Below are 17,947 nucleotides of genomic sequence, written 5' to 3'. Positions count from 1 at the left end.
CTCCCGATCAATAAATCTTGGAGAACTCTTCGATGTTCGTCTTGTCGAACTGGAAGGGCGGAGCCATCGCAGCCGAATTGGTGTCGTCAAGCGTCACCTTACCGACGCGGCCGATGGAAAGCGTCGCACCGGGCTTCGCCTCCTCCTTCTTCACGGCAAGGTCATGCGCCAGATAGATCGCCGAATAGCCGAGGTCGATCGGGTTCCACAGCGCGACCGCCTGGGAAGCGCCATTGTCGATGAACTTCTTGAACTCCGAAGGCAGCGCGAGGCCGGTCACGTTGACCTTGCCGATCAGGCCTTCATCCGTCACCACCTGAGCGGCGGCGACGACGCCCACCGTGGTCGGCGCGATGATCGCCTTGAGGTTCGGATAGGATTTCAGCAGGCCCTTGGCCTCGTCCGTGCTCTTGGCCGAGTCGTCATCGCCATAGACGGTGGCGACGAGATTTATCTTCGGAAATTTCTCCGGCAGCACCTTCTTGGCGGCATCGATCCAGGCATTCTGGTTGGTGGCAGTCGAGGCCGCCGACAAGATGGCGACATCGCCGCCGTCCGGCAGGTAGTCGGCGGCGAGCTTGATGATCGTTTCGCCGATCAGGCTGGTTTCCGACGGGTTGAGGTGAAGCTGGCGGCCTTCGGGCGCGACGCCGGAATCCCAGGAGATCACGGTGATGCCGCGCTGCATCGCCTTCTTCAGCACCGGAACCAGCGCATCGGCATCGTTTGCCGAGATGGCGATGGCGTCGACCTTCTGGGCGATCAGCGAATTGATCACTTCGATCTGGGCCTCGGCTGTCGCCTTGGTCGGGCCGGTATAGATCAAGTCAACGTCACCCAGTTCCTTCGCGGCTTCCTGCGCGCCCTTGTTGGCGGCATCGAAGAAGCCGTTGCCGAGCGACTTCACCACCAGCGCGATCTTGGCGTTGTCGGCATAGGCGGCATTCGCCATCATGGCGGCGGAGAATGCCACTGTAACCAGCAATTTCTTCCAGATACTCATAAACTTACCTCCCTTTAGCGTTATATTCCCATCGGCACTGCAGCGCGGACCGGTTCATGCCTGCAGCGAAGATTCTTGCCGTTCGTTTGCGGCCTTGCCGGCGACGATCAGTGTCACGCCCGCGCTTTCCAGCATCTTGGCTTCCCTGTCTTCTATTCCGTCGTCGGTGATGACGGTCGCGATGCGCGAAAGCCCGCACAAGATCAGGCTGGAGCGGCGACGGAACTTCGAGGAGTCGACGAGCACGACGAGTTCATCCGCCTGATCGATCAGTTTCTGTTCGGCCTGGATCAGCAGCGGGTCGCCTTCCATCAGGCCGAGCGGCCCCAACCCCTGCGCGCCCATGAACATGCGGCGCGCATAGAAATTGCGGGTCACGTCGTTCTCGAACGGCGACAGGATGATGTTCTGCTCGCGGTAGATAGTGCCGCCCGAAAGCATCACCGTGTTTTTCGAATGCTTGAGCAGATGCTCGGCGATCGGAAACGAATTGGTGAAGATCGGCATGCGGCGACCGGTCAGGAAATGCACCATCTGGAAGGTGGTGGTGCCGCCATTGATGATGATCGGTTCGCCATCCTTGCAAAGCTCCGCCGCCTCGCGGGCAATCGCGCGCTTCTGCGCCGCGTTGATGGTTTCGTTGACCGAAAAGGGTCGCCCGGCCAGCCCGACGAAAGACGGCGGAGACAGCGCCTCGGCGCCGCCGCGCACCCGGCGCAAGCGTTTCTGTACGTGAAGGGCAGCGATATCGCGCCGGATCGTCGCTTCCGAGGAATCGGTCAGGTCGACCATCTCCTGCACCGTCACGACAGGCTTTTCCTGGACGGCGGACAGAATGATCCTGTGGCGCTCTTTCTCGTGCATGGTTCCTCCCCTGCGCTCACATCTAGCCACGGCAACCGCGCAGTGTCAATCAATTCCAATCAAAATAATCCATTGTGCAGCGCAATATGATTGCTCTTGATCGTTTTTGATTGACGAGACCCGGCATTCGTGAAAACTTGGCGGGTATAGTGCAGGCATCCGCGCGTTCCCTTGGGAGGATCAATCATGCTCGAAAAGCGCTCCGGCTCGCGCCTCGCCAATCTGTGGGACGATGCCAAGGCGGCCGCGATGAACGAGCCGGAACGGCTGGTCTACCGCTCCAATATCCTCGGTTCCGACAAGCGCGTGACCAATTATGGCGGCGGCAACACCTCCTCCAAGATATGGCAGGCCGATCCGCTGACCGGCGAACAGATCGAGGTTTTGTGGGTCAAGGGTTCCGGCGGCGACAGCGCCTCCATCAAGCTGGACGGCTTCGCCACGCTCTACATGGACAAGCTGCGCGCGTTGAAGAGCCTTTATCGCGGGCTGGAACATGAAGACGAGATGGTCGGCTTTCTGCCGCACTGCACCTTCAACCTCAATCCGCGCGCGGCCTCCATCGACACGCCGCTGCATGCCTATGTGCCACACGCCTATGTCGATCATATGCATCCGGACGCCATCATCGCGATCGCGGCGTCGAAGGACTCAAGGGCCATCACCAACGAAGTTTTCGGTGGCGAGATCGGCTGGCTGCCGTGGAAAAGGCCGGGTTTCGAGCTTGGCCTTTGGCTGGAAAAATTCTGTCTGGAAAACCCTGCCGCCAAGGGCGCCATCCTTGAAAGCCATGGGCTGTTCACCTGGGGCGACACACCCAAGGCCTGCTATGAGACGACGATTGCGGTAATCAATCGGGCGATCGAGTGGCTTGAACAGCAAGCGCAAGGCAAGCCGGTGTTTGGCGGGCAGGCCGTGAACGCGCTCGATCCTGCCGCGCGGCGCGCCGTTGCCGCAAGACTGATGCCGGCGATCCGCGGCCTGATCTCGGAAAAATCGCACAAGCTCGGTCATTTCGACGATTCCGACGCGGTGCTGGAATTCGTCAATTCAAAGGAGTTGCGCGCACTGGCGGCCCTTGGCACGTCGTGCCCCGACCATTTCCTGCGCACGAAAATCCGGCCGCTGGTCATCGATTTCGATCCGGCCAAGCCCGATGTCGATGCCGCCGTGGCGAGGCTGGCCGACGATGTCGCGGCCTATCGCGCCGGCTACCTCGCCTATTACGACCGCTGCAAGCACGCGGATTCGCCCGCGATGCGCGACCCCAACGCCGTCGTCTATTTGATGCCCTGCATCGGCATGTTCACCTTCGCCGGCGACAAGGCGACCGCACGCATTTCGGGCGAATTCTACGTCAACGCCATCAACGTCATGCGCGGGGCTTCCACGGTCTCGACCTATGTCGGCCTGCCGGAACAGGAGGCTTTCGACATCGAATACTGGCTGCTCGAGGAAGCGAAGTTGCAGCGCATGCCAAAGCCGAAGTCGCTTGCCGGCAAGATCGCGCTGGTCACCGGCGGCGCGGGCGGCATTGGCAGGGCGATCGCCGCGCGGCTGCTGCGCGAGGGCGCCTGCGTGGTGCTGGCCGATATCGATGAGACGGCGTTGGCCAAGGCAAACGCCGAACTTTCGGCAGAGCACGGCAAGGATTTCGTGCGGCCGGCGCGCATCGACGTGACCGTGGAAGGCGAGGTGCTGGCCGGTTTCGCCGACACGGCGGTGGAATTCGGCGGTATCGACATTCTGGTGTCGAATGCCGGCCTCGCCTCGTCGGCTCCAATCGAGGAGACGACGCTCGCCCTATGGAACAGGAACATCGACATTCTGGCGACCGGCTATTTCCTGGTCAGCCGCGAGGCTTTCAAGCTGTTCCGTGCCCAGAAGATCGGTGGCAATATCGTCTTCGTCGCCTCCAAGAACGGGCTTGCCGCCTCGCCCAACGCGTCGGCCTACTGCACGGCCAAGGCAGCCGAGATTCACCTCGCCCGCTGCCTGGCGCTTGAAGGCGCTGAAGCGCAGATCAGGGTCAACACCGTCAACCCCGATGCGGTGTTGCGCGGCTCCAAGATCTGGACCGGCGAGTGGAAAGAGCAGCGCGCCGCCGCCTACAAGATGTCGGCGGACGATCTCGAGGCGCATTACCGCTCCCGCTCCCTGCTGAAGCGTTCGGTGTTTCCCGAGGACATCGCCGAAGCGGTCTATTTCTTCGCGTCGGACATGTCCGAGAAATCGACCGGCAATATCATCAACGTCGATGCCGGCAACGCACAAAGCTTTACGCGGTAAATAGTTGTGCGTCCTTCGAGGCTCGCCCGCGAAGAACGGAGCTATTGGTTTTCGATGCATTGCGGGCTCGCACCTCAGGATGAGGAGCGCCTGAGCCGACCCTCCCTCATCCTGAGGTGCGAGCGAAGCGAGCCTCGAAGGACGCACGACAAAGAAGGGGAGGAAACATGACCGAGACCATCATATCCGCTGATGTGGTTGAAAAGGACAATGCCGCGCGAGAAGCCGATCTGCGCCGCGACTACGAAAGCCTCGGCGAGCGGCTGGACCGGCGCGGCATCGCCATCGACGCCATTCGCGACAAGGTGGCGGCTTTCCACATAGCCGTCCCCTCTTGGGGCGTCGGCACCGGCGGCACGCGCTTTGCCCGGTTTCCGGGGGCGGGCGAGCCGCGCGACATTTTCGACAAGATCGAGGACTGCGCCGTCATCCAGCAGCTGACGCGCGCGACCCCGAACGTGTCGCTGCACATTCCCTGGGATAAGGCGGACCCACGCCGGCTGAAGCAGGCGGCTTCCCGGTTCGGCCTCGGCTTCGACGCCATGAATTCCAACACCTTCGCCGATGCGGAAAGCCAGAAGCTGTCGTACAAGTTCGGTTCGCTCTCCCATGCCGACGCCGGCACGCGCCAGCAGGCTGTCGAGCACAATCTGGAGTGCATAGAGATCGGCCGGGCCGTCGGCTCCAAGGCGCTGACGGTGTGGATCGGCGACGGTTCCAATTTTCCGGGCCAGGTCAATTTCGCCAAAAGCTTCGAGCGCTACCTCGATGCCATGCGCGATATCTATGCGGGATTGCCCGACGACTGGCGGCTTTATTCCGAGCACAAGATGTACGAGCCCGCCTTCTATTCGACGGTCGTGCAGGACTGGGGAACCAATTACATCATCGCGAAGGAACTGGGCGAAAAGGCCTTTTGCCTGGTCGATCTCGGCCATCACGCGCCCAACGTGAACATTGAGATGATCGTGTCGCGGCTGATACAGTTCGGCAAGCTCGGCGGTTTCCATTTCAATGATTCAAAATATGGCGACGACGACCTCGACGCCGGTTCGATCGATCCCTACCGCCTGTTCCTCGTTTTCAACGAACTGGTCGATGCCGAACTGAATGGCGTCAAAGGCTTCGACCCGGCCCATATGCTGGACCAGAGCCACAACGTCACCGATCCTATCGAAAGCCTGATGCTCTCGGCAGTCGAGGTGCAGCGGGCCTATGCGCAGGCGCTTCTGGTCGATCGCAAGGCGCTTGAAGGGTTTCAGGAAACCAACGACGCGCTGATGGCGACGCAGGCCTTGAAGACCGCCTATCGCACCGACGTCGAACCCATCCTTGCAATGGCCCGGCTGGAAGCCGGCGGCGCCATCGACCCGGTCGCCGCCTATCGCAAAGCCGGCTACCGCGCCAAGGTAGCCGAGGAGCGTCCTGCCGTTGCCGGTGGCAGCGGAGGAATCGTCTAGAGCATCGGACCGAAAAGTGGCTGCCGGTTTTCGGGGTACTCAGATGCTCAATCAAAAGTGTTAGAGAGACACCCCCAAGAAAATCTGACTAGTCAGGCCAGGAGAGCACAGTCCGACTGTTTTTTCGCGGGGTCATGAGCGCATAGTCCGGCTTGGGGTTCGCCGTCAGCACGCTCTTCAGGGCGTTGGCAACGACCTCCGCTTCCCCCTCGTGCAAATTGCAAGGGTCCAGGTAGAAATGGCCGCGTTCGACCTCATGGTTGCGCACGATGATCGGCGGCTCCGCCAGCGACATTGCCTTGGCGAAGCCGGCGGCGGTGTAGCCTGACTCCGGCGTGACGGTGACGAGCAGCCGGTCCAGCGGATTATCTGTCGGGTCCGGCAGGATTTCGGCCTTGATCCCGGGCAGGCCCGAAAGCGTCTTTTGCCACAGCGTCAGCGCCGCGCTCTCGCGCTTCCTGATGCCTTCATGATCGCGGTTCTCCCATGCCTCAAGGGCGGCGATCACGCCGGCGATGCTTTCCTTGCCGACCTTCATGCCGCGCCCGATGCCACGGTTCTGCAAAAATGCGGCCCTGACGAGATCTTTGCGGCCCGCGACGATACCGGTGGTCGGGCCACCGAGGAATTTGTGCCCGCTGTAAATTACAATGTCGGCACCCTGTTTCAGGAAGCGCTGCAAATCATATTCCGACGCGGCGTCGACGATAACCGGGACACCGGCGGCGTGGCAGATTTCGGCGAATTCCGGCAGCGAGAGCATCCCGTATTGAACGGTATGATGCGAGACGACGTAGAGGCCGGCCGCCGTTTTCTCGTTGATCGCTTCCGCGACATGATAGTCGTTGGAGACGCTGACCGTGCCGGCTTGCACAACCGTGGCGCCACAAAGCCTGATCGCCTGGTCGATATTGCCGCCGAAATTGACCATATGGCCGAATTGAACGATCACCTCATGCTTGAGACCCGGTGCGAAGTCGGGCAGGCGCTCAACGGCAAGCAGGCTGTTTCCGGTCATGGCGCCGGCGATGGCCAGCGTGATACCGCCGGCACAAGAGGCCGTGATGAAGCCGGCCTCACCGCCTGTCAGCCGCGCAACGACCTTGCTTGCGGCACGATGCAGATCGTCCATCTCGACGAATTGCGGCGCGATCTCGGCCATGGCACGAATAGCCTCGGGAACGATGATCGAGGCTCCCAGCGCCGTCATGGTACCCGACACGTTGACGATCGGACGCAAGCCCAGGCGCTCGCGGATCGTTTGGTTGCGTCCGGCTTCGGGGATGTCCGCACGACTATTCATGGTTTTCTCCTTCCGAGAGAATTTCGACGATGGCTTCGATCTCGACGGTGATGTTGTTTGGCAGCGAGGCAACGCCGATTGAAGAGCGCGCATGCACCCCACCTTCGCCGAATACCTCGACCAGTACGTCGGAGCAGCCATTGATGACGCGGGAATGGTCGGCGAAGTCTTCTGTCGCATTCACGAATCCCAGAAGCTTCACGAACCTCTTCACCCGGGCGAGGTCGCCTAAATGCGTGGACAAAACCGCCAGGATGTTCAGGCCCGTCAGCCTTGCATGCCCGTAAGCCACTTCAATGCTGATGTCGCGTCCGACCTTGCCCTTGTGAAGGATGCCGTTGCGGTCGAGTGGCCCCTGTCCCGATACATAGAGGATGTTGCCCACCTGCAGGACGTTGCGGAACGTGCCTATCGGAGCCGGAGCCGTCGGAAGTTCGAGGGCGAGAGCGGTGATCTGGTCGTAGGGAGACATGATGGTTCTGATTTCTTCAATGCAGATGGCTGGTCTTGAAACGCGAAAGGAAGGCATCCAGCCGTTCGTTGGACCCGGCTTGCGCCATCAGGTCGCTGGGTGCGCCCTCGGCGGATACCCTGCCGTCATCCATGAAGACGATGCGGTTGCTCGCATCGCGGGCAAAGGCGATCTCATGGGTGACCATGAGCATGGTCATACCTTCCTCGGCCAGTTGCCGCACGACATCGAGAACCTCACCGACCAGCTCCGGATCGAGCGCCGAGGTGATTTCGTCCAGCAGCAAGATCTTCGGGTCCATCGCAACGGCCCTGGCTATCCCGACCCGCTGCTGCTGGCCGCCTGAAAGCTCCGCCGGCAGATTGTCGATGCGGTGGCCAAGGCCTACCCTCTTGAGCCAGTCCTCGGCGATTGCACGGGCTTCCTGTTTTGGCTTCTTGCGTACCTTGACCAGCCCAAGCATGACATTTTGGGCGGCAGTCAGATGTGGGAACAGGTTGAAGCTCTGAAATACCATACCGGTTTCGGCCCGCATGCGGGCGAGGTCGGTTTCGCCACGTCGCCGGCGGCTTCCGTCGTCGCGGAATCCCACTTCGTGACCGTCGATCTTGATCGAGCCCCGCTCGTAGGTCTCGAGGAAATTCACGCAGCGCAACAGCGTTGTCTTGCCGCTACCCGAAGGGCCGATGACCGAAACCACCTCTCCCTTGCGCACGGCCATGTCGATGCCCTTCAGGACATCCACCTGCCCGAATGATTTTTCCAGGCTCTCGATCTTGAGAAGAGGCCGCTCGTTTTCTGCCATGATTTCAGTCCCGAATATATGCGTAGCGCTGCTCCACGAACCGGCTGGTCAGCGACAGGGAATAGTTGATCGCGAAATAGATGAAGGCACCGAGCAGATAGAGCGGCATCGCTTCATACGTACGCCCGATCACCTCGTTGATCGACTGCATCAGGTCGACGACGCCCAAAAGGGAAATCAGTGCGCTTCCCTTGACCGCATCGGTCACGCCGTTGATCCAGGGTGGAAGGAAGCGGCGGATTGCCTGGGGGAAAATGACGGATTGCAAGCGCTGGACAAAGGTCAGTCCGATTGCCTTGCCAGCCTCCATCTGCCCTTTGGGGATCGAGGAAATCGCGCCTCGGACATACTCGATCACCTGGGCCGCCTTGAACAGCGTCAGGGCGAGCACGCCGGCCCAGAACGAGTCGATGGCGATGCCCAGCGGCGGGAAGCCGTAATAGACCACGAATAGCAACACCAGGATCGGAATACCCCGGATGCAGTCGCTGAACAGCCTGATGATCCATTGGATCGGGCGCGGGCCATAGACCAGCCCCACGCCCAGGACCAAACCGCTGGCCAGCGAGAAGATCACGACGAGGACGGAGATCCACAGGGTGATCAGGAGTCCCTGCATCAGGAATGGAAGGGCGTAGAGCATGGCGGCCATCGGTCAGCGCTCCACCCGGAACCGGCGTTCCACGAGGCGTAGCCCGAACAGGATACTGTAGCCGGTAATGAGGTACATGACGGTCGTGACGATGTAGACTTCTACGATCCGGAAGGTGTTGAAGTTGATCCATTGCGCGCCATAGGCCAGTTCTGGAACGGCGATAACGGATGCAACGGACGTGTCCTTGAACAGCGAGATAAAGGTGTTCGAAAGCGCCGGCAGCGTTATGCGCGCCATGGTCGGCAGCCTTACATGGAGCAGCCGTTGCAGCGGGTTCAGGCCGATTGCCTTGCCTGCGTCGACCTGTCCGCGCGGAACGGCCTCCAGACCCGACCGGAACACTTCGACAAGGTACGCTCCCGCATAAAGCGACAAGGTGCCAACGAACGATACCGTTGGACTGTAGGCAAAATCGACGACCGTAGGGACGCCGTAGAAGACGATATAGACCAGCAGGATCAGCGGCACGTTGCGGATGAATTCGACATAGGCCGAGATCATCGCTCTGACGAGCTTGCCAGCCGAGACGTACCAGATCGCCAGGACCAGCCCGATGATGGCGCCGATCAGGATCGACAGAACGGCCAGTTCGAGGCTCAGAATGAGACCGTGCCACAGCTTGTCGAAATGTCGCCAGATGAGGTTAAAATTGAGGTGGTAATTCATTCAAGCTTCATTCGGCTGTCACCCGGCAGGAAGTGTACCCGACCACCATGGTGGTCGGGTACATGAGGTCAGATGGACGGGAAGCCCACCTTGCGTTCCGGCGGTTCGAGGCCGAAGAAATCCATGAAGGCCTTATCGTAAAGTTCGTTGTTGTGGCCGAACATCGCGATGTTGAAAGCGGTGTTGACGAATTGCAGCCAGTCGAGGTCGCCTTGCCGGACACCGCCGCCGTAAAGCTGGCTGTTCCACTGCTTGCCGGCGTCGAAATAGCGGTCCGGATTCTTCGAGACTAGCCAGCGCACGTTGGAGAGATCGACCGCGGAAGCGTCGGCACGGTTCGACTCGAGAGCCTGGAACACGTTGGCTTGCGTATCGATCTGCATCACCTGCGCCTCCGGCAGCACCTTGTGCACGGTCTTTTCGGAATCGACGTTCTGCAAGATCGCGATGCGCGCGGCGCTGCCTTTCGCCTTCAACTCGTCATAGGTCTTGGTTGCGGAGTCCGGCTTCGTCATCAGCGCGACGCCCTCGACATAGTAGGGACGCGTGAAATTGACGATCTGCGAACGGGCGCCCGAAATCGTCATGAACTGCAAGGTGATGTCGACCTTGCCGGTGACGATGTTGGGAATGCGTTGCTGCGCGTCCTGCTTGACGAACTCGACCTTTGTCGGGTCGTCGAACAGTGCCTGTGCTATGATGCGTCCCATGGTGATGTCCATGCCGACCAACTCACCGGCGTCGTTCTCGAAATGCCATGGGGCATTCGTGCTGCCGGTGCCGACGATGAGGTGCCCCCTGTCGAGCGCGGTTCGCAACAGGCTGTCGCTCGCGGCCTGTGCCGCCGCCTCTTTCGGACTCATCGCAACCGAGGCAGCGGCTGCGCCAAGCGCCATTCCGCCGAGTCCTAGTTTCAGAAAATCGCGACGCTCACTTCCTGCTGTCATTGATGCCTCCGCATTTTAGATGCCAAACATTATTTCCAGAATTGGGCTTGTCAGTCTTATATATTGGACTGTATTCTTATATCTAAGACGGTAACGCAGTCTGGATGCGGTGGCAACCGAATTTGGCAAAAAGGGACGAGCGGGCATGGCTGGTGTCGGGGAGGCTACGAGGACCCGTGTTGCACGAGGACCGCGCGAGCGCGGTGTCGACCGGGTTCTGAAACTGCTTGATTTCTTGCAGACGAATGGTGGCCCGGTTCGTCTGGCAGAACTGCCGAAGGCATTGGATGCTCCGAAATCGACGATCTATGGTCTTGTCAGCATCCTGTCGGAAGCAGGGCTCCTCGAGGTAAAAGGCAAGGAGAGCACGGTCTATTTCGGCAAGCTCATTTATCTCTATGGAGACAGCTATCTTCGAGCCAACAACATCCTGGCTCGCGGAAAGGAGATGGTCGATACCCTGGCAAGAGAGATGGGTGAAACGAGCGAACTATGCACCCGGCTGCGCGGAAAGCAGGTGATCGTGCATGCCTGCCCAGGGTCACGGCCGCTGCGGATCAGTTCGGAAATCGGCTCGCAGATTCCGATAACCTGGACAGCCTCCGGTCGTCTGCTTTTGTCCAGTATGTCGAGGATGGAGATAGATGAGATCCTGGAGCAGGAAGATCGCGCGATGCCGAATGGCGAACCAGTCGACATCCCGGCATTTGCCGCCGAATGCCATGCATCGAGAGGTCGCCCTCTGGCAATGACGGTGGGCATGATAAACAGCTTTACGCAATGTCTGGCGGCCCCGATCACCAGCAACCATGGTTTGGTGGAGGCGACGATATGCTTCGTCATACCAATCGATATTTCGGGTGAAAAAAAATCCGCCCTGGAAGCGAGATTGATAGAGGCGTCGAAAGCGATTTCCCTGACGAATTCAGCGATATCGGCGGCCCGAGTGCCAGTCGTCATGGTTTAAACGACCCAAACAGAGCCGATATGGTCCGACGTTTCGGGTTCACTGCGAGATTCGTGCCTTCATAGGCGGGAAATTCGATGGCCGGATACCTATATGAAGTCAGCGGCGTGATTTCGCCGTGATTCACTTTTTACCGTGCCATTCATCTCTGAAGGATTCCGCATGCAGCTTCGCGGTCGCGAACCCACACTCTTTGAACTCTTGAACGACCCAATTGTCCACCTCGTCATGAAAGCTGACGGCGTGGCGAAATCTGACATCCTTTCTCTCTACGACGCCAATTCCGATGATTTGCGGGAAGAAGAGGATATCCCTGCGTTTATGTGCAGCCGTCTGCTCGAGGCGTGTTGCCTGGGCCGTATTTAACGAGCGTAACGGGGATGCCGCTGATGCCCGTACGCCAGGTATCAGCGTACGCAAAGCAGGATGACGGACTGGTCGCCATCTATTGCTTTGCCGCTGGATAAACCGTCTTCCAGTCGGATTTCATGTCGACCACGGTCCAGCCGCGACTGGGCGCCTCATCCAATGCCTTGTCGAGTTTGCCGACATGCGACTCGCGATCATAGGCAAATTCCCGCTCGGCATCGGTGTGGTGGACGATCAGCGCGAAGCGGGGACCGTCATTGAGCGTCGTCCACTGCAGCATCTGCAGATCGCCATCCGAATTCCCCGCTGCGAAGATGGGCCGCCGGCCGATGAAGCGGTTGATGCCGACGGGCTTGCCCGGGCCATCGTCTACGAACTCAATCTTCGCTTCTTTCTTCAGGACTGGCTTGTCGCCGTCCAGTACGTAGGACACGACCCCGGACGTGCCCACCACCTGCTCGGGTGGAATGCCGTAGGCTTGCTCCACCCAGGGCCGCATGAATTCGACGCCGCCCCCCGAGACTATGAAGGTCTTGAAGTCGTTGGCGCGCAGGTAGGCCAACAGTTCCACCATAGGCTGGTAGATCAGTTCATTGTAGGGACGGTCGAACTTCGGATGACGGGCGGTCGCGATCCAGTCCCTAACTGTGCCAGCAAACTCGTCGGTGGTCATGCCGGCATGGGTGACCGCCATGATTTGGCCGAGGCCCTTTTTTCCCGACGCGCTAACGCCTTTGATGTTGCCGGCGAGTATCGACGCGAACGGTTCGGCATCCTTCCATTCGGGATGCTCGGAAGCCATGACCTTTACACGGTCGATGGCGAAGGCGAACTGGAAATAAACAGGCTGTTCGGACCACAGCGTGCCATCATTGTCGAAGACGGCGATGCGCTCGGCCGGCGCAACATAATTTGAACCGCCTTCGGTCGTCACCTTGGTGACGAACTCGGTGATAGCCGATTTCGCCGACCCGTCATTCCACGATGGTAATGGGTCGACCTGCGCGAACGCTCGGGACCCCAGGCAGAACGAACTGACAAAGACAAATGCCAGGATAGCGAAACGGCGGTTCAACATCGGGCTCTCCTCAAATCTCTGCCGTATGGAGGCGCCTCCAGGAGAGCCAATTCCCACAGGCATATCTAACGAAACGGCTCCGCTCGTCGGAGCGAGCGGAGCCAATGGAGCGCTGCTACTTGGCGACGCGATGCTCGAGTGCTTCGTTGATCATATTGTCGAGCCCGTTTCGAACCCTCCCAAGGTCGAGATTCTGCTTGAATGCTTCCCTTCGCTTGATGGTGTCCAGCGTGCTTTCCATGATGTTCGCGGGGTTGAAGCTCGGCGGGAAGGACCGAGGCGGAAAGTCCTTGAACGTGGCTATAAACTCAAAGACGTCGTTCGTTGATCCGTAGACGCCGCCGAGATGATCGATCTGCCAGTCCCAGAAAGTGTTGGACGTAATGTCGGCGCGCTCGAAGGGGTCCTGGAACAGGTTGAAGATCTTCTGCAGGCGAAGCGTCGTGAACGGCTCCGCCCACAATTCCAGTGTGCCGGGCGAGCGCTGCTCCGAGTACACGTATTTGTAGTCGCCCTTCCGGAAGCCGACTAGTTGGCCATCGTCGTCGGCGTAGAAGAAGTTGTCGCGGGCGCTCTTTACCCCGTTGTTGCCGCCCGCAGCGCCGCTCACTGTGCGCAGGAATTCGGACTGGTCGTACCCATCGAGGTGCACCTTGTAGTCGAGGCCGTTGGCCGTGTAGCCAGCCTTCAGCTTCTCGATGATGTCCGGTTCGCCGGCGAACGAACAGAGTGTCGGGAGCCAGTCGTTATGGCTCATCATCTCATTGGTGACCGTGTTGGGTTTTATGACGCCCGGCCAGCGGACGAAACAGGGTGCGCGGAAGGCACCCTCCCAGTTGGTGTTCTTCTCCGAGCGGAACCAGGTCATGGCCCCATCCGGCCAGGTGTTCATGTGCGGGCCGTTGTCGCTCGTATAGACAACGATCGTGTTGTCCGCGATGCCCATGTCTTCGAGCGCCTTGAGCACGACGCCGATGGTATCGTCGTGCTCCATCATGCCGTCGACATATTCGCTGTCACCATGCTGGTATCGGCCGCGATGGCTGTCGCGGACATGCGTGCGCAGATGCATACGGGTCGAGTTGAACCAGCAGAAAAAAGGCTTTCCCTCAGTTTGCTGACGCTGCATGAAATCGATGGCCGCAGTCGAGGTCTCGTCGTCGATCGTCTCCATGCGCTTCTTGGTGAGCGCGCCGGTGTCTTCGATCGTCTGCTTGCCGACCCTGCCGAAACGCGGATCCTCGGTGGGGTCGTCCACGTCGGTCGCCTTGCATTTGAGAACGCCGCGCGGGCCGTACCTGGCGCGATATTCGGGATCCTTCGGATAGTCCGGCAGTTCCGGCTCTTCCTCTGCGTTGAGGTGGTAGAGATTGCCAAAGAATTCGTCGAAACCGTTCACGGTGGGCAGCGATGGGTTGCGGTCGCCGACATGGTTCTTGCCGAACTGGCCGGTGGCGTAGCCGAGGTTCTTCAGCAATCCGCCGACGGTGGGATCCAACTGGCTCATGCCCATCGGCGCGCCGGGGAAGCCCACCTTGGTCAGTCCGGTGCGTATGCCGTGCTGGCCGGTGAGAAACGCCGCGCGGCCAGCCGTGCATGACTGCTCCGAATAGTAGTGAAGGAGCATGACGCCGTCGCGGGCGATGCTGTCGATGTTCGGCGTCTGGTAACCCATCAGGCCGTGCGAATAGGCGCTGATGTTAGAGATGCCGATGTCGTCGCCGAAGATGACCAGGATGTTCGGCTTGTTGCCTGCCGGCGCAGACTGCTCCTGTGCCTGCGCGGTGCGCACGCTGGTTGTCTGGGCCAGCGCGGCGGCGGCGGCAAGTGTCGTCCCGCCAAGCAGGATGCTGCGACGGCTGACGCCGCCCGTGGCAGAGCCCTGCCGCGCGTCCGGAGCCGAACCCCGCTCATCTCTGGATTTATCGCTCATAGCTGTTCACCTTTCTCTTTCTAATGATGAATCGGATGTCGTCCTGACGATGCAGCGGAAGCCGACATGGCTCATCGACGTGTCGACGGGCTGCGCGTGGCGCGCGGCCGGGCGGTAGCGGCGGCAGTAGTTCGGCGCGCAGAGATGCGAGCCGCCCTTGACGACTTTTCTAGGAATCAGGATCGTCGGCTGGCGCACGTCGAAGCTCGCGGCTTTGGGTCCGCCGCGTGGATTCTGCGGGATGCAGCAGCTCTTTTCTTCCTTGTCCGGATGCCGGCTCGACCACCAGTCCGTCGTCCACTCCCAGACATTGCCGATCATGTCGCGGAGGTCGTACCCGTTCGCCGGAAAAGTGCCGACCGGCGATGTCCGCTCAAAACCGTCGTCGAGGAGGTTCTGGTGTGGGAACTCGCCCTGCCAGGTATTGGCCATCTGCTTGCCGCTCGGCGCAAATTCATTGCCCCATGCGAATTCGGCATCCTCGACGCCGCCCCATGCCGCATATTCCCACTCGGCTTCGGTCGGCAGTTCCTTGCCCACCCACCGCGCATAGGCCAGCGCGTCCTCGTAGGCGATATGAACCACCGGGTGGTTCTCCTTCTTGAAGAGACCGCTCTTCGGGCCGAGTGGGCTTTTCCAATTCGCTCCCTCGACGAAGTCCCACCACTCCGTCGGATTGCGAAGATCGACAGGACCCGCCGTCTTCTGGAACACCAAGGATCCGGCGAAGAGCATGTGCGGGAGCGCGCCTGGGTAGTCCTTTGGATCCGGCACCCGCTCGGCAACCGTAACGTGGCCGGTCTCCTTGACGAATTCCTTGAACTGGCGGTTCGTGACGGGTGTCCTGTCAATGAAGAACCCGTCGACCGTCACCTGGTGGGCGGGAGCCTCCTCCCGGTAATGGGCATCCGAGCCCATCTGGAAGGTTCCGCCGGGCACGAAAACCATGCCGGGCGGGCAGGCAGCCGCGCCTTGCACGGCGCGGGCGGCCGTGTCCGGTCCGCCTTCCTTGATGGCATGCGCGACAAAATCGAGGGTCGTGGATTTTGCCGCACCATCGTTGCCAAGGGAGAGATTGTCCGCTTTCATTGGTCCGTCCCGTAATCGCAACATATGTCTCGGTCCGAGTTTTGCCGGCGGCCGCTGCCGTCGGCATCAACGTGCGGTCAGCACTTATGCGGGTGCGCTGGAACGACATGCTCGTTCACTCATTGGCGTTGTCCGTCCGCGTCAGACAGACTCGTCCGGTCGCCGACACCCTCGGAAGAACGCATGTCCTATTGAAGTACGTTACCGTAACAGGCCCACCTAGCGGGGATGTCGCCGAACATCAGGTTCGGGAACCCTGCTCAGCTCGTATGGCGCGAGGCCCTTCAGCGTCTTGAGGCGGCGGCCGAAGCTGTAGGCGTCGATGAGGTCCTTGCGCCCGTTGTTACTGTAACGTGCTCATGCATTCCAACAAACTGAGTCACAGTTTTGTTGATGGGATACCGCGTTGTCCCAAGCAGACCTTGTTCCAAGCAACGGGGATGACAAAGGACTGACAGGCGCTCTGGCGAAACTCGGGCATGGGTTGCCTGCGTTATGCAGAGGCTGTTTTCGCTGGGGAGGCACGACAATGCCGACGGAAGTCGACTATAGCCACCAAGGACTCGTCAAGCTGATGCTGAAGATGCCGGCCTTGCGTGGCCGATTGCAAATCCTCAGCAGAAGGGACCCTGATGTCCTGGGCCTTTGCGCTGCCTTCGGAGAGGCCAGCATCACGCTGGAACGGCTCCTCAAGGAAAACAGCCCTTCGAACCGGGAGAAAATCGAAGATTACCGGAACATATGCGACGAGATCGAGAACGATATCATTTCTCTTTGCGCGACCGAATGAGTGGCAACGGTCGCCTGGACCAGCAGGATGCGATCCGCACCTTCGGCGATGACGGCACATCGCCGTGACTACAAGGCGAGCGACACGAAACGCGCTGCCTGAAGACCACAGCCGTGCGAAACGGCGAAGGAAGAGACGACTTGTTACAGTTACGTACTTCGCTTGATCGCGCGATGCGGCAAGGTGTGGCTTCGGCTTCGTTGGGCTGAGGCAACGTGAGGGGACTGTCCGTGAAAACCAGCTTATTCAAATTGGCAGGCGCATCTGCCGTCGCGATCTGTGCGTTGGCATCGACGAAAGCCTTGGCCACCGAGTCGGCTTTCGGGCGTTACACTCCCGGTGTCTTTGCCGCACCAGGCGTCGGGTACGTACCTCCTGTGCCGGGCGTGTATTGGCAGAGTTCCACATTCTATTATCATGGTTCCGCATCGAAGGACGTTCGGATCCCCATCGGCGGGTCTACTCAGCTCGGCTTGAAGAGCGATTATTTCAGCCAGACTTTCACTGGCATATGGGTGCCGGAGTTAAAGCTCGACCATAATTTGACGCTGGCTTTCAGCATGTCGCTGCCCCTGCAGTACATGCGTGCCTCAGTCGACGTGGGAAGATTCGGCACATCCGATACTGACGGCGGGTTGGGTGATATCATATTCGGTCCCATGCTCGGATGGCATTCGGATGCGGGAACAACTTTTGCATCCGCCAGCCTGCGTGTTTTCGCGCCGACCGGCAATTACGATCAAGACGCGATCGCCAACATAGGCACCAACTACTGGACCTTTTCGCCGAACCTGTCCTTCACCACCGTCAATCCGACGACTGGCCTCGAATTCGATGTGACAGGCGGTATCGACTTCAACACCCGGAACCCGGCCACTGGCTACACGAGCGGTGCGTTGGCGCATGTCGACGCGGCTGTCATCCAGAACTTCAACAAGCAATTCGGTGCGGGGATATTTGGCTCGATCCTTTATCAACTCGCGGACGACAAAGGTGCTACGGCAGACCGCCTTGATGGCTTCAAGGGGAGATCCTTCGCCATCGGCCCGATGCTGAAATATACGGGCGGATCGGAGACAAACCCCATCAATGCTTCCCTCAGCTGGGCACCGGAGTTCGGCGTCAAGAACAGGATGAGGGGAAACGCTTTCTATCTAAACGTGTCCGGCAAGTTCTGAGGCATGTCGCCCGAAAGTGGGAACCGGTTTCGGGGCAAAAAAAGAGCTTGAAGCGCACCGCATGAATCCATTCAGGTGC

Annotated in this window: 17 protein-coding genes; 6 read left to right on the top strand and 11 right to left on the bottom strand. The window is 59.9% G+C overall.

Going from position 1 to position 17,947, the window contains the following annotated elements; translation table 11 throughout:
• Positions 1-7: 7 nt before the first annotated feature.
• The gene (gene rhaS / locus ACX3P0_RS14650; RefSeq protein WP_459089536.1) at positions 8-1,003 is read right to left on the bottom strand and encodes a rhamnose ABC transporter substrate-binding protein; all 996 of its coding nucleotides are present in this window, start codon (positions 1,001-1,003) and stop codon (positions 8-10) included.
• Positions 1,004-1,057: 54 nt separating this feature from the next.
• Positions 1,058-1,867, bottom strand: coding sequence for a DeoR/GlpR family DNA-binding transcription regulator (locus tag ACX3P0_RS14645; protein WP_459089534.1), 810 nt, complete (start codon positions 1,865-1,867; stop codon positions 1,058-1,060).
• Positions 1,868-2,053: 186 nt separating this feature from the next.
• On the opposite strand from ACX3P0_RS14645, the gene ACX3P0_RS14640 reads away from it, so the two are divergent.
• The gene (locus ACX3P0_RS14640) at positions 2,054-4,156 is read left to right on the top strand and encodes a bifunctional rhamnulose-1-phosphate aldolase/short-chain dehydrogenase (protein ID WP_459089532.1); all 2,103 of its coding nucleotides are present in this window, start codon (positions 2,054-2,056) and stop codon (positions 4,154-4,156) included.
• Positions 4,157-4,323: 167 nt separating this feature from the next.
• Positions 4,324-5,616, top strand: coding sequence for an L-rhamnose catabolism isomerase (rhaI, locus tag ACX3P0_RS14635; RefSeq protein WP_459089530.1), 1,293 nt, complete (start codon positions 4,324-4,326; stop codon positions 5,614-5,616).
• Positions 5,617-5,704: 88 nt separating this feature from the next.
• On the opposite strand, the gene ACX3P0_RS14630 is transcribed toward rhaI, so the two are convergent.
• From ACX3P0_RS14630 to ACX3P0_RS14605, 6 genes are all read right to left on the bottom strand, one after another.
• Complete coding sequence (locus ACX3P0_RS14630; RefSeq protein ID WP_459089528.1) at positions 5,705-6,919, bottom strand: aminotransferase class V-fold PLP-dependent enzyme; 1,215 nt, start codon at positions 6,917-6,919, stop codon at positions 5,705-5,707.
• A complete protein-coding gene (locus ACX3P0_RS14625; protein ID WP_459080002.1) occupies positions 6,912-7,391 on the bottom strand; it encodes a RidA family protein in 480 nt (159 codons plus the stop codon). The genes ACX3P0_RS14630 and ACX3P0_RS14625 overlap by 8 nt, the downstream gene beginning before the upstream one ends.
• Before the next feature lie 16 nt (positions 7,392-7,407).
• Positions 7,408-8,196: an amino acid ABC transporter ATP-binding protein gene (locus ACX3P0_RS14620; RefSeq protein WP_459080001.1), complete on the bottom strand. Its 789-nt coding sequence runs from the start codon at positions 8,194-8,196 to the stop codon at positions 7,408-7,410.
• A gap of 4 nt (positions 8,197-8,200) precedes the next feature.
• A complete protein-coding gene (locus tag ACX3P0_RS14615) occupies positions 8,201-8,848 on the bottom strand; it encodes an amino acid ABC transporter permease (RefSeq protein ID WP_459080000.1) in 648 nt (215 codons plus the stop codon).
• A 3-nt stretch (positions 8,849-8,851) separates the two neighbouring features.
• Complete coding sequence (locus ACX3P0_RS14610) at positions 8,852-9,517, bottom strand: amino acid ABC transporter permease (protein ID WP_459089526.1); 666 nt, start codon at positions 9,515-9,517, stop codon at positions 8,852-8,854.
• Positions 9,518-9,585: 68 nt separating this feature from the next.
• Positions 9,586-10,464, bottom strand: a complete 879-nt coding sequence (locus tag ACX3P0_RS14605; protein WP_459089524.1) for a transporter substrate-binding domain-containing protein — start codon at positions 10,462-10,464, stop codon at positions 9,586-9,588.
• Positions 10,465-10,609: 145 nt separating this feature from the next.
• On the opposite strand from ACX3P0_RS14605, the gene ACX3P0_RS14600 reads away from it, so the two are divergent.
• Together ACX3P0_RS14600 and ACX3P0_RS14595 are read left to right on the top strand one after the other, a co-directional pair.
• Complete coding sequence (locus ACX3P0_RS14600; RefSeq protein ID WP_459089522.1) at positions 10,610-11,431, top strand: IclR family transcriptional regulator; 822 nt, start codon at positions 10,610-10,612, stop codon at positions 11,429-11,431.
• Positions 11,432-11,593: 162 nt separating this feature from the next.
• Positions 11,594-11,797: a hypothetical protein gene (locus tag ACX3P0_RS14595; protein WP_459079996.1), complete on the top strand. Its 204-nt coding sequence runs from the start codon at positions 11,594-11,596 to the stop codon at positions 11,795-11,797.
• A gap of 79 nt (positions 11,798-11,876) precedes the next feature.
• Here ACX3P0_RS14595 and ACX3P0_RS14590 read toward each other — a convergent pair whose 3' ends face one another.
• The 3 genes from ACX3P0_RS14590 to ACX3P0_RS14580 form a co-directional block, all read right to left on the bottom strand.
• Positions 11,877-12,878: an HAD family hydrolase gene (locus ACX3P0_RS14590; RefSeq protein WP_459089631.1), complete on the bottom strand. Its 1,002-nt coding sequence runs from the start codon at positions 12,876-12,878 to the stop codon at positions 11,877-11,879.
• Positions 12,879-12,993: 115 nt separating this feature from the next.
• Entirely contained in the window at positions 12,994-14,811 is a 1,818-nt protein-coding gene (locus ACX3P0_RS14585; protein WP_459089520.1) for an arylsulfatase, read from the bottom strand.
• 6 nt (positions 14,812-14,817) lie between these two features.
• Complete coding sequence (locus tag ACX3P0_RS14580) at positions 14,818-15,759, bottom strand: formylglycine-generating enzyme family protein (protein WP_459089629.1); 942 nt, start codon at positions 15,757-15,759, stop codon at positions 14,818-14,820.
• A 670-nt stretch (positions 15,760-16,429) separates the two neighbouring features.
• Here ACX3P0_RS14580 and ACX3P0_RS14575 point away from each other — a divergent pair.
• Together ACX3P0_RS14575 and ACX3P0_RS14570 are read left to right on the top strand one after the other, a co-directional pair.
• On the top strand, positions 16,430-16,690 hold the full coding sequence (locus ACX3P0_RS14575; RefSeq protein ID WP_459089518.1) for a hypothetical protein: 261 nt from the start codon (positions 16,430-16,432) through the stop codon (positions 16,688-16,690).
• Between the two features lie 230 nt (positions 16,691-16,920).
• Entirely contained in the window at positions 16,921-17,868 is a 948-nt protein-coding gene (locus ACX3P0_RS14570) for a SphA family protein (RefSeq protein ID WP_459089516.1), read from the top strand.
• The last annotated feature ends 79 nt before the right edge of the window (positions 17,869-17,947 follow it).

This window comes from Mesorhizobium sp. A556, assembly GCF_054489545.1.
This window is presented reverse-complemented; position numbering and strand designations above follow the sequence as displayed.

Coding starts and splice junctions, on each gene's coding strand:
- rhaS (WP_459089536.1), bottom strand. CDS start 1,003: ATGAGTATCTGGAAGAAATTGCTGGTTACAGTGGCATTCTCCGCCGCC.
- ACX3P0_RS14645 (WP_459089534.1), bottom strand. CDS start 1,867: ATGCACGAGAAAGAGCGCCACAGGATCATTCTGTCCGCCGTCCAGGAA.
- ACX3P0_RS14640 (WP_459089532.1), top strand. CDS start 2,054: ATGCTCGAAAAGCGCTCCGGCTCGCGCCTCGCCAATCTGTGGGACGAT.
- rhaI (WP_459089530.1), top strand. CDS start 4,324: ATGACCGAGACCATCATATCCGCTGATGTGGTTGAAAAGGACAATGCC.
- ACX3P0_RS14630 (WP_459089528.1), bottom strand. CDS start 6,919: ATGAATAGTCGTGCGGACATCCCCGAAGCCGGACGCAACCAAACGATC.
- ACX3P0_RS14625 (WP_459080002.1), bottom strand. CDS start 7,391: ATGTCTCCCTACGACCAGATCACCGCTCTCGCCCTCGAACTTCCGACG.
- ACX3P0_RS14620 (WP_459080001.1), bottom strand. CDS start 8,196: ATGGCAGAAAACGAGCGGCCTCTTCTCAAGATCGAGAGCCTGGAAAAA.
- ACX3P0_RS14615 (WP_459080000.1), bottom strand. CDS start 8,848: ATGGCCGCCATGCTCTACGCCCTTCCATTCCTGATGCAGGGACTCCTG.
- ACX3P0_RS14610 (WP_459089526.1), bottom strand. CDS start 9,517: ATGAATTACCACCTCAATTTTAACCTCATCTGGCGACATTTCGACAAG.
- ACX3P0_RS14605 (WP_459089524.1), bottom strand. CDS start 10,464: ATGACAGCAGGAAGTGAGCGTCGCGATTTTCTGAAACTAGGACTCGGC.
- ACX3P0_RS14600 (WP_459089522.1), top strand. CDS start 10,610: ATGGCTGGTGTCGGGGAGGCTACGAGGACCCGTGTTGCACGAGGACCG.
- ACX3P0_RS14595 (WP_459079996.1), top strand. CDS start 11,594: ATGCAGCTTCGCGGTCGCGAACCCACACTCTTTGAACTCTTGAACGAC.
- ACX3P0_RS14590 (WP_459089631.1), bottom strand. CDS start 12,878: ATGTTGAACCGCCGTTTCGCTATCCTGGCATTTGTCTTTGTCAGTTCG.
- ACX3P0_RS14585 (WP_459089520.1), bottom strand. CDS start 14,811: ATGAGCGATAAATCCAGAGATGAGCGGGGTTCGGCTCCGGACGCGCGG.
- ACX3P0_RS14580 (WP_459089629.1), bottom strand. CDS start 15,759: ATGGTTTTCGTGCCCGGCGGAACCTTCCAGATGGGCTCGGATGCCCAT.
- ACX3P0_RS14575 (WP_459089518.1), top strand. CDS start 16,430: ATGCCGACGGAAGTCGACTATAGCCACCAAGGACTCGTCAAGCTGATG.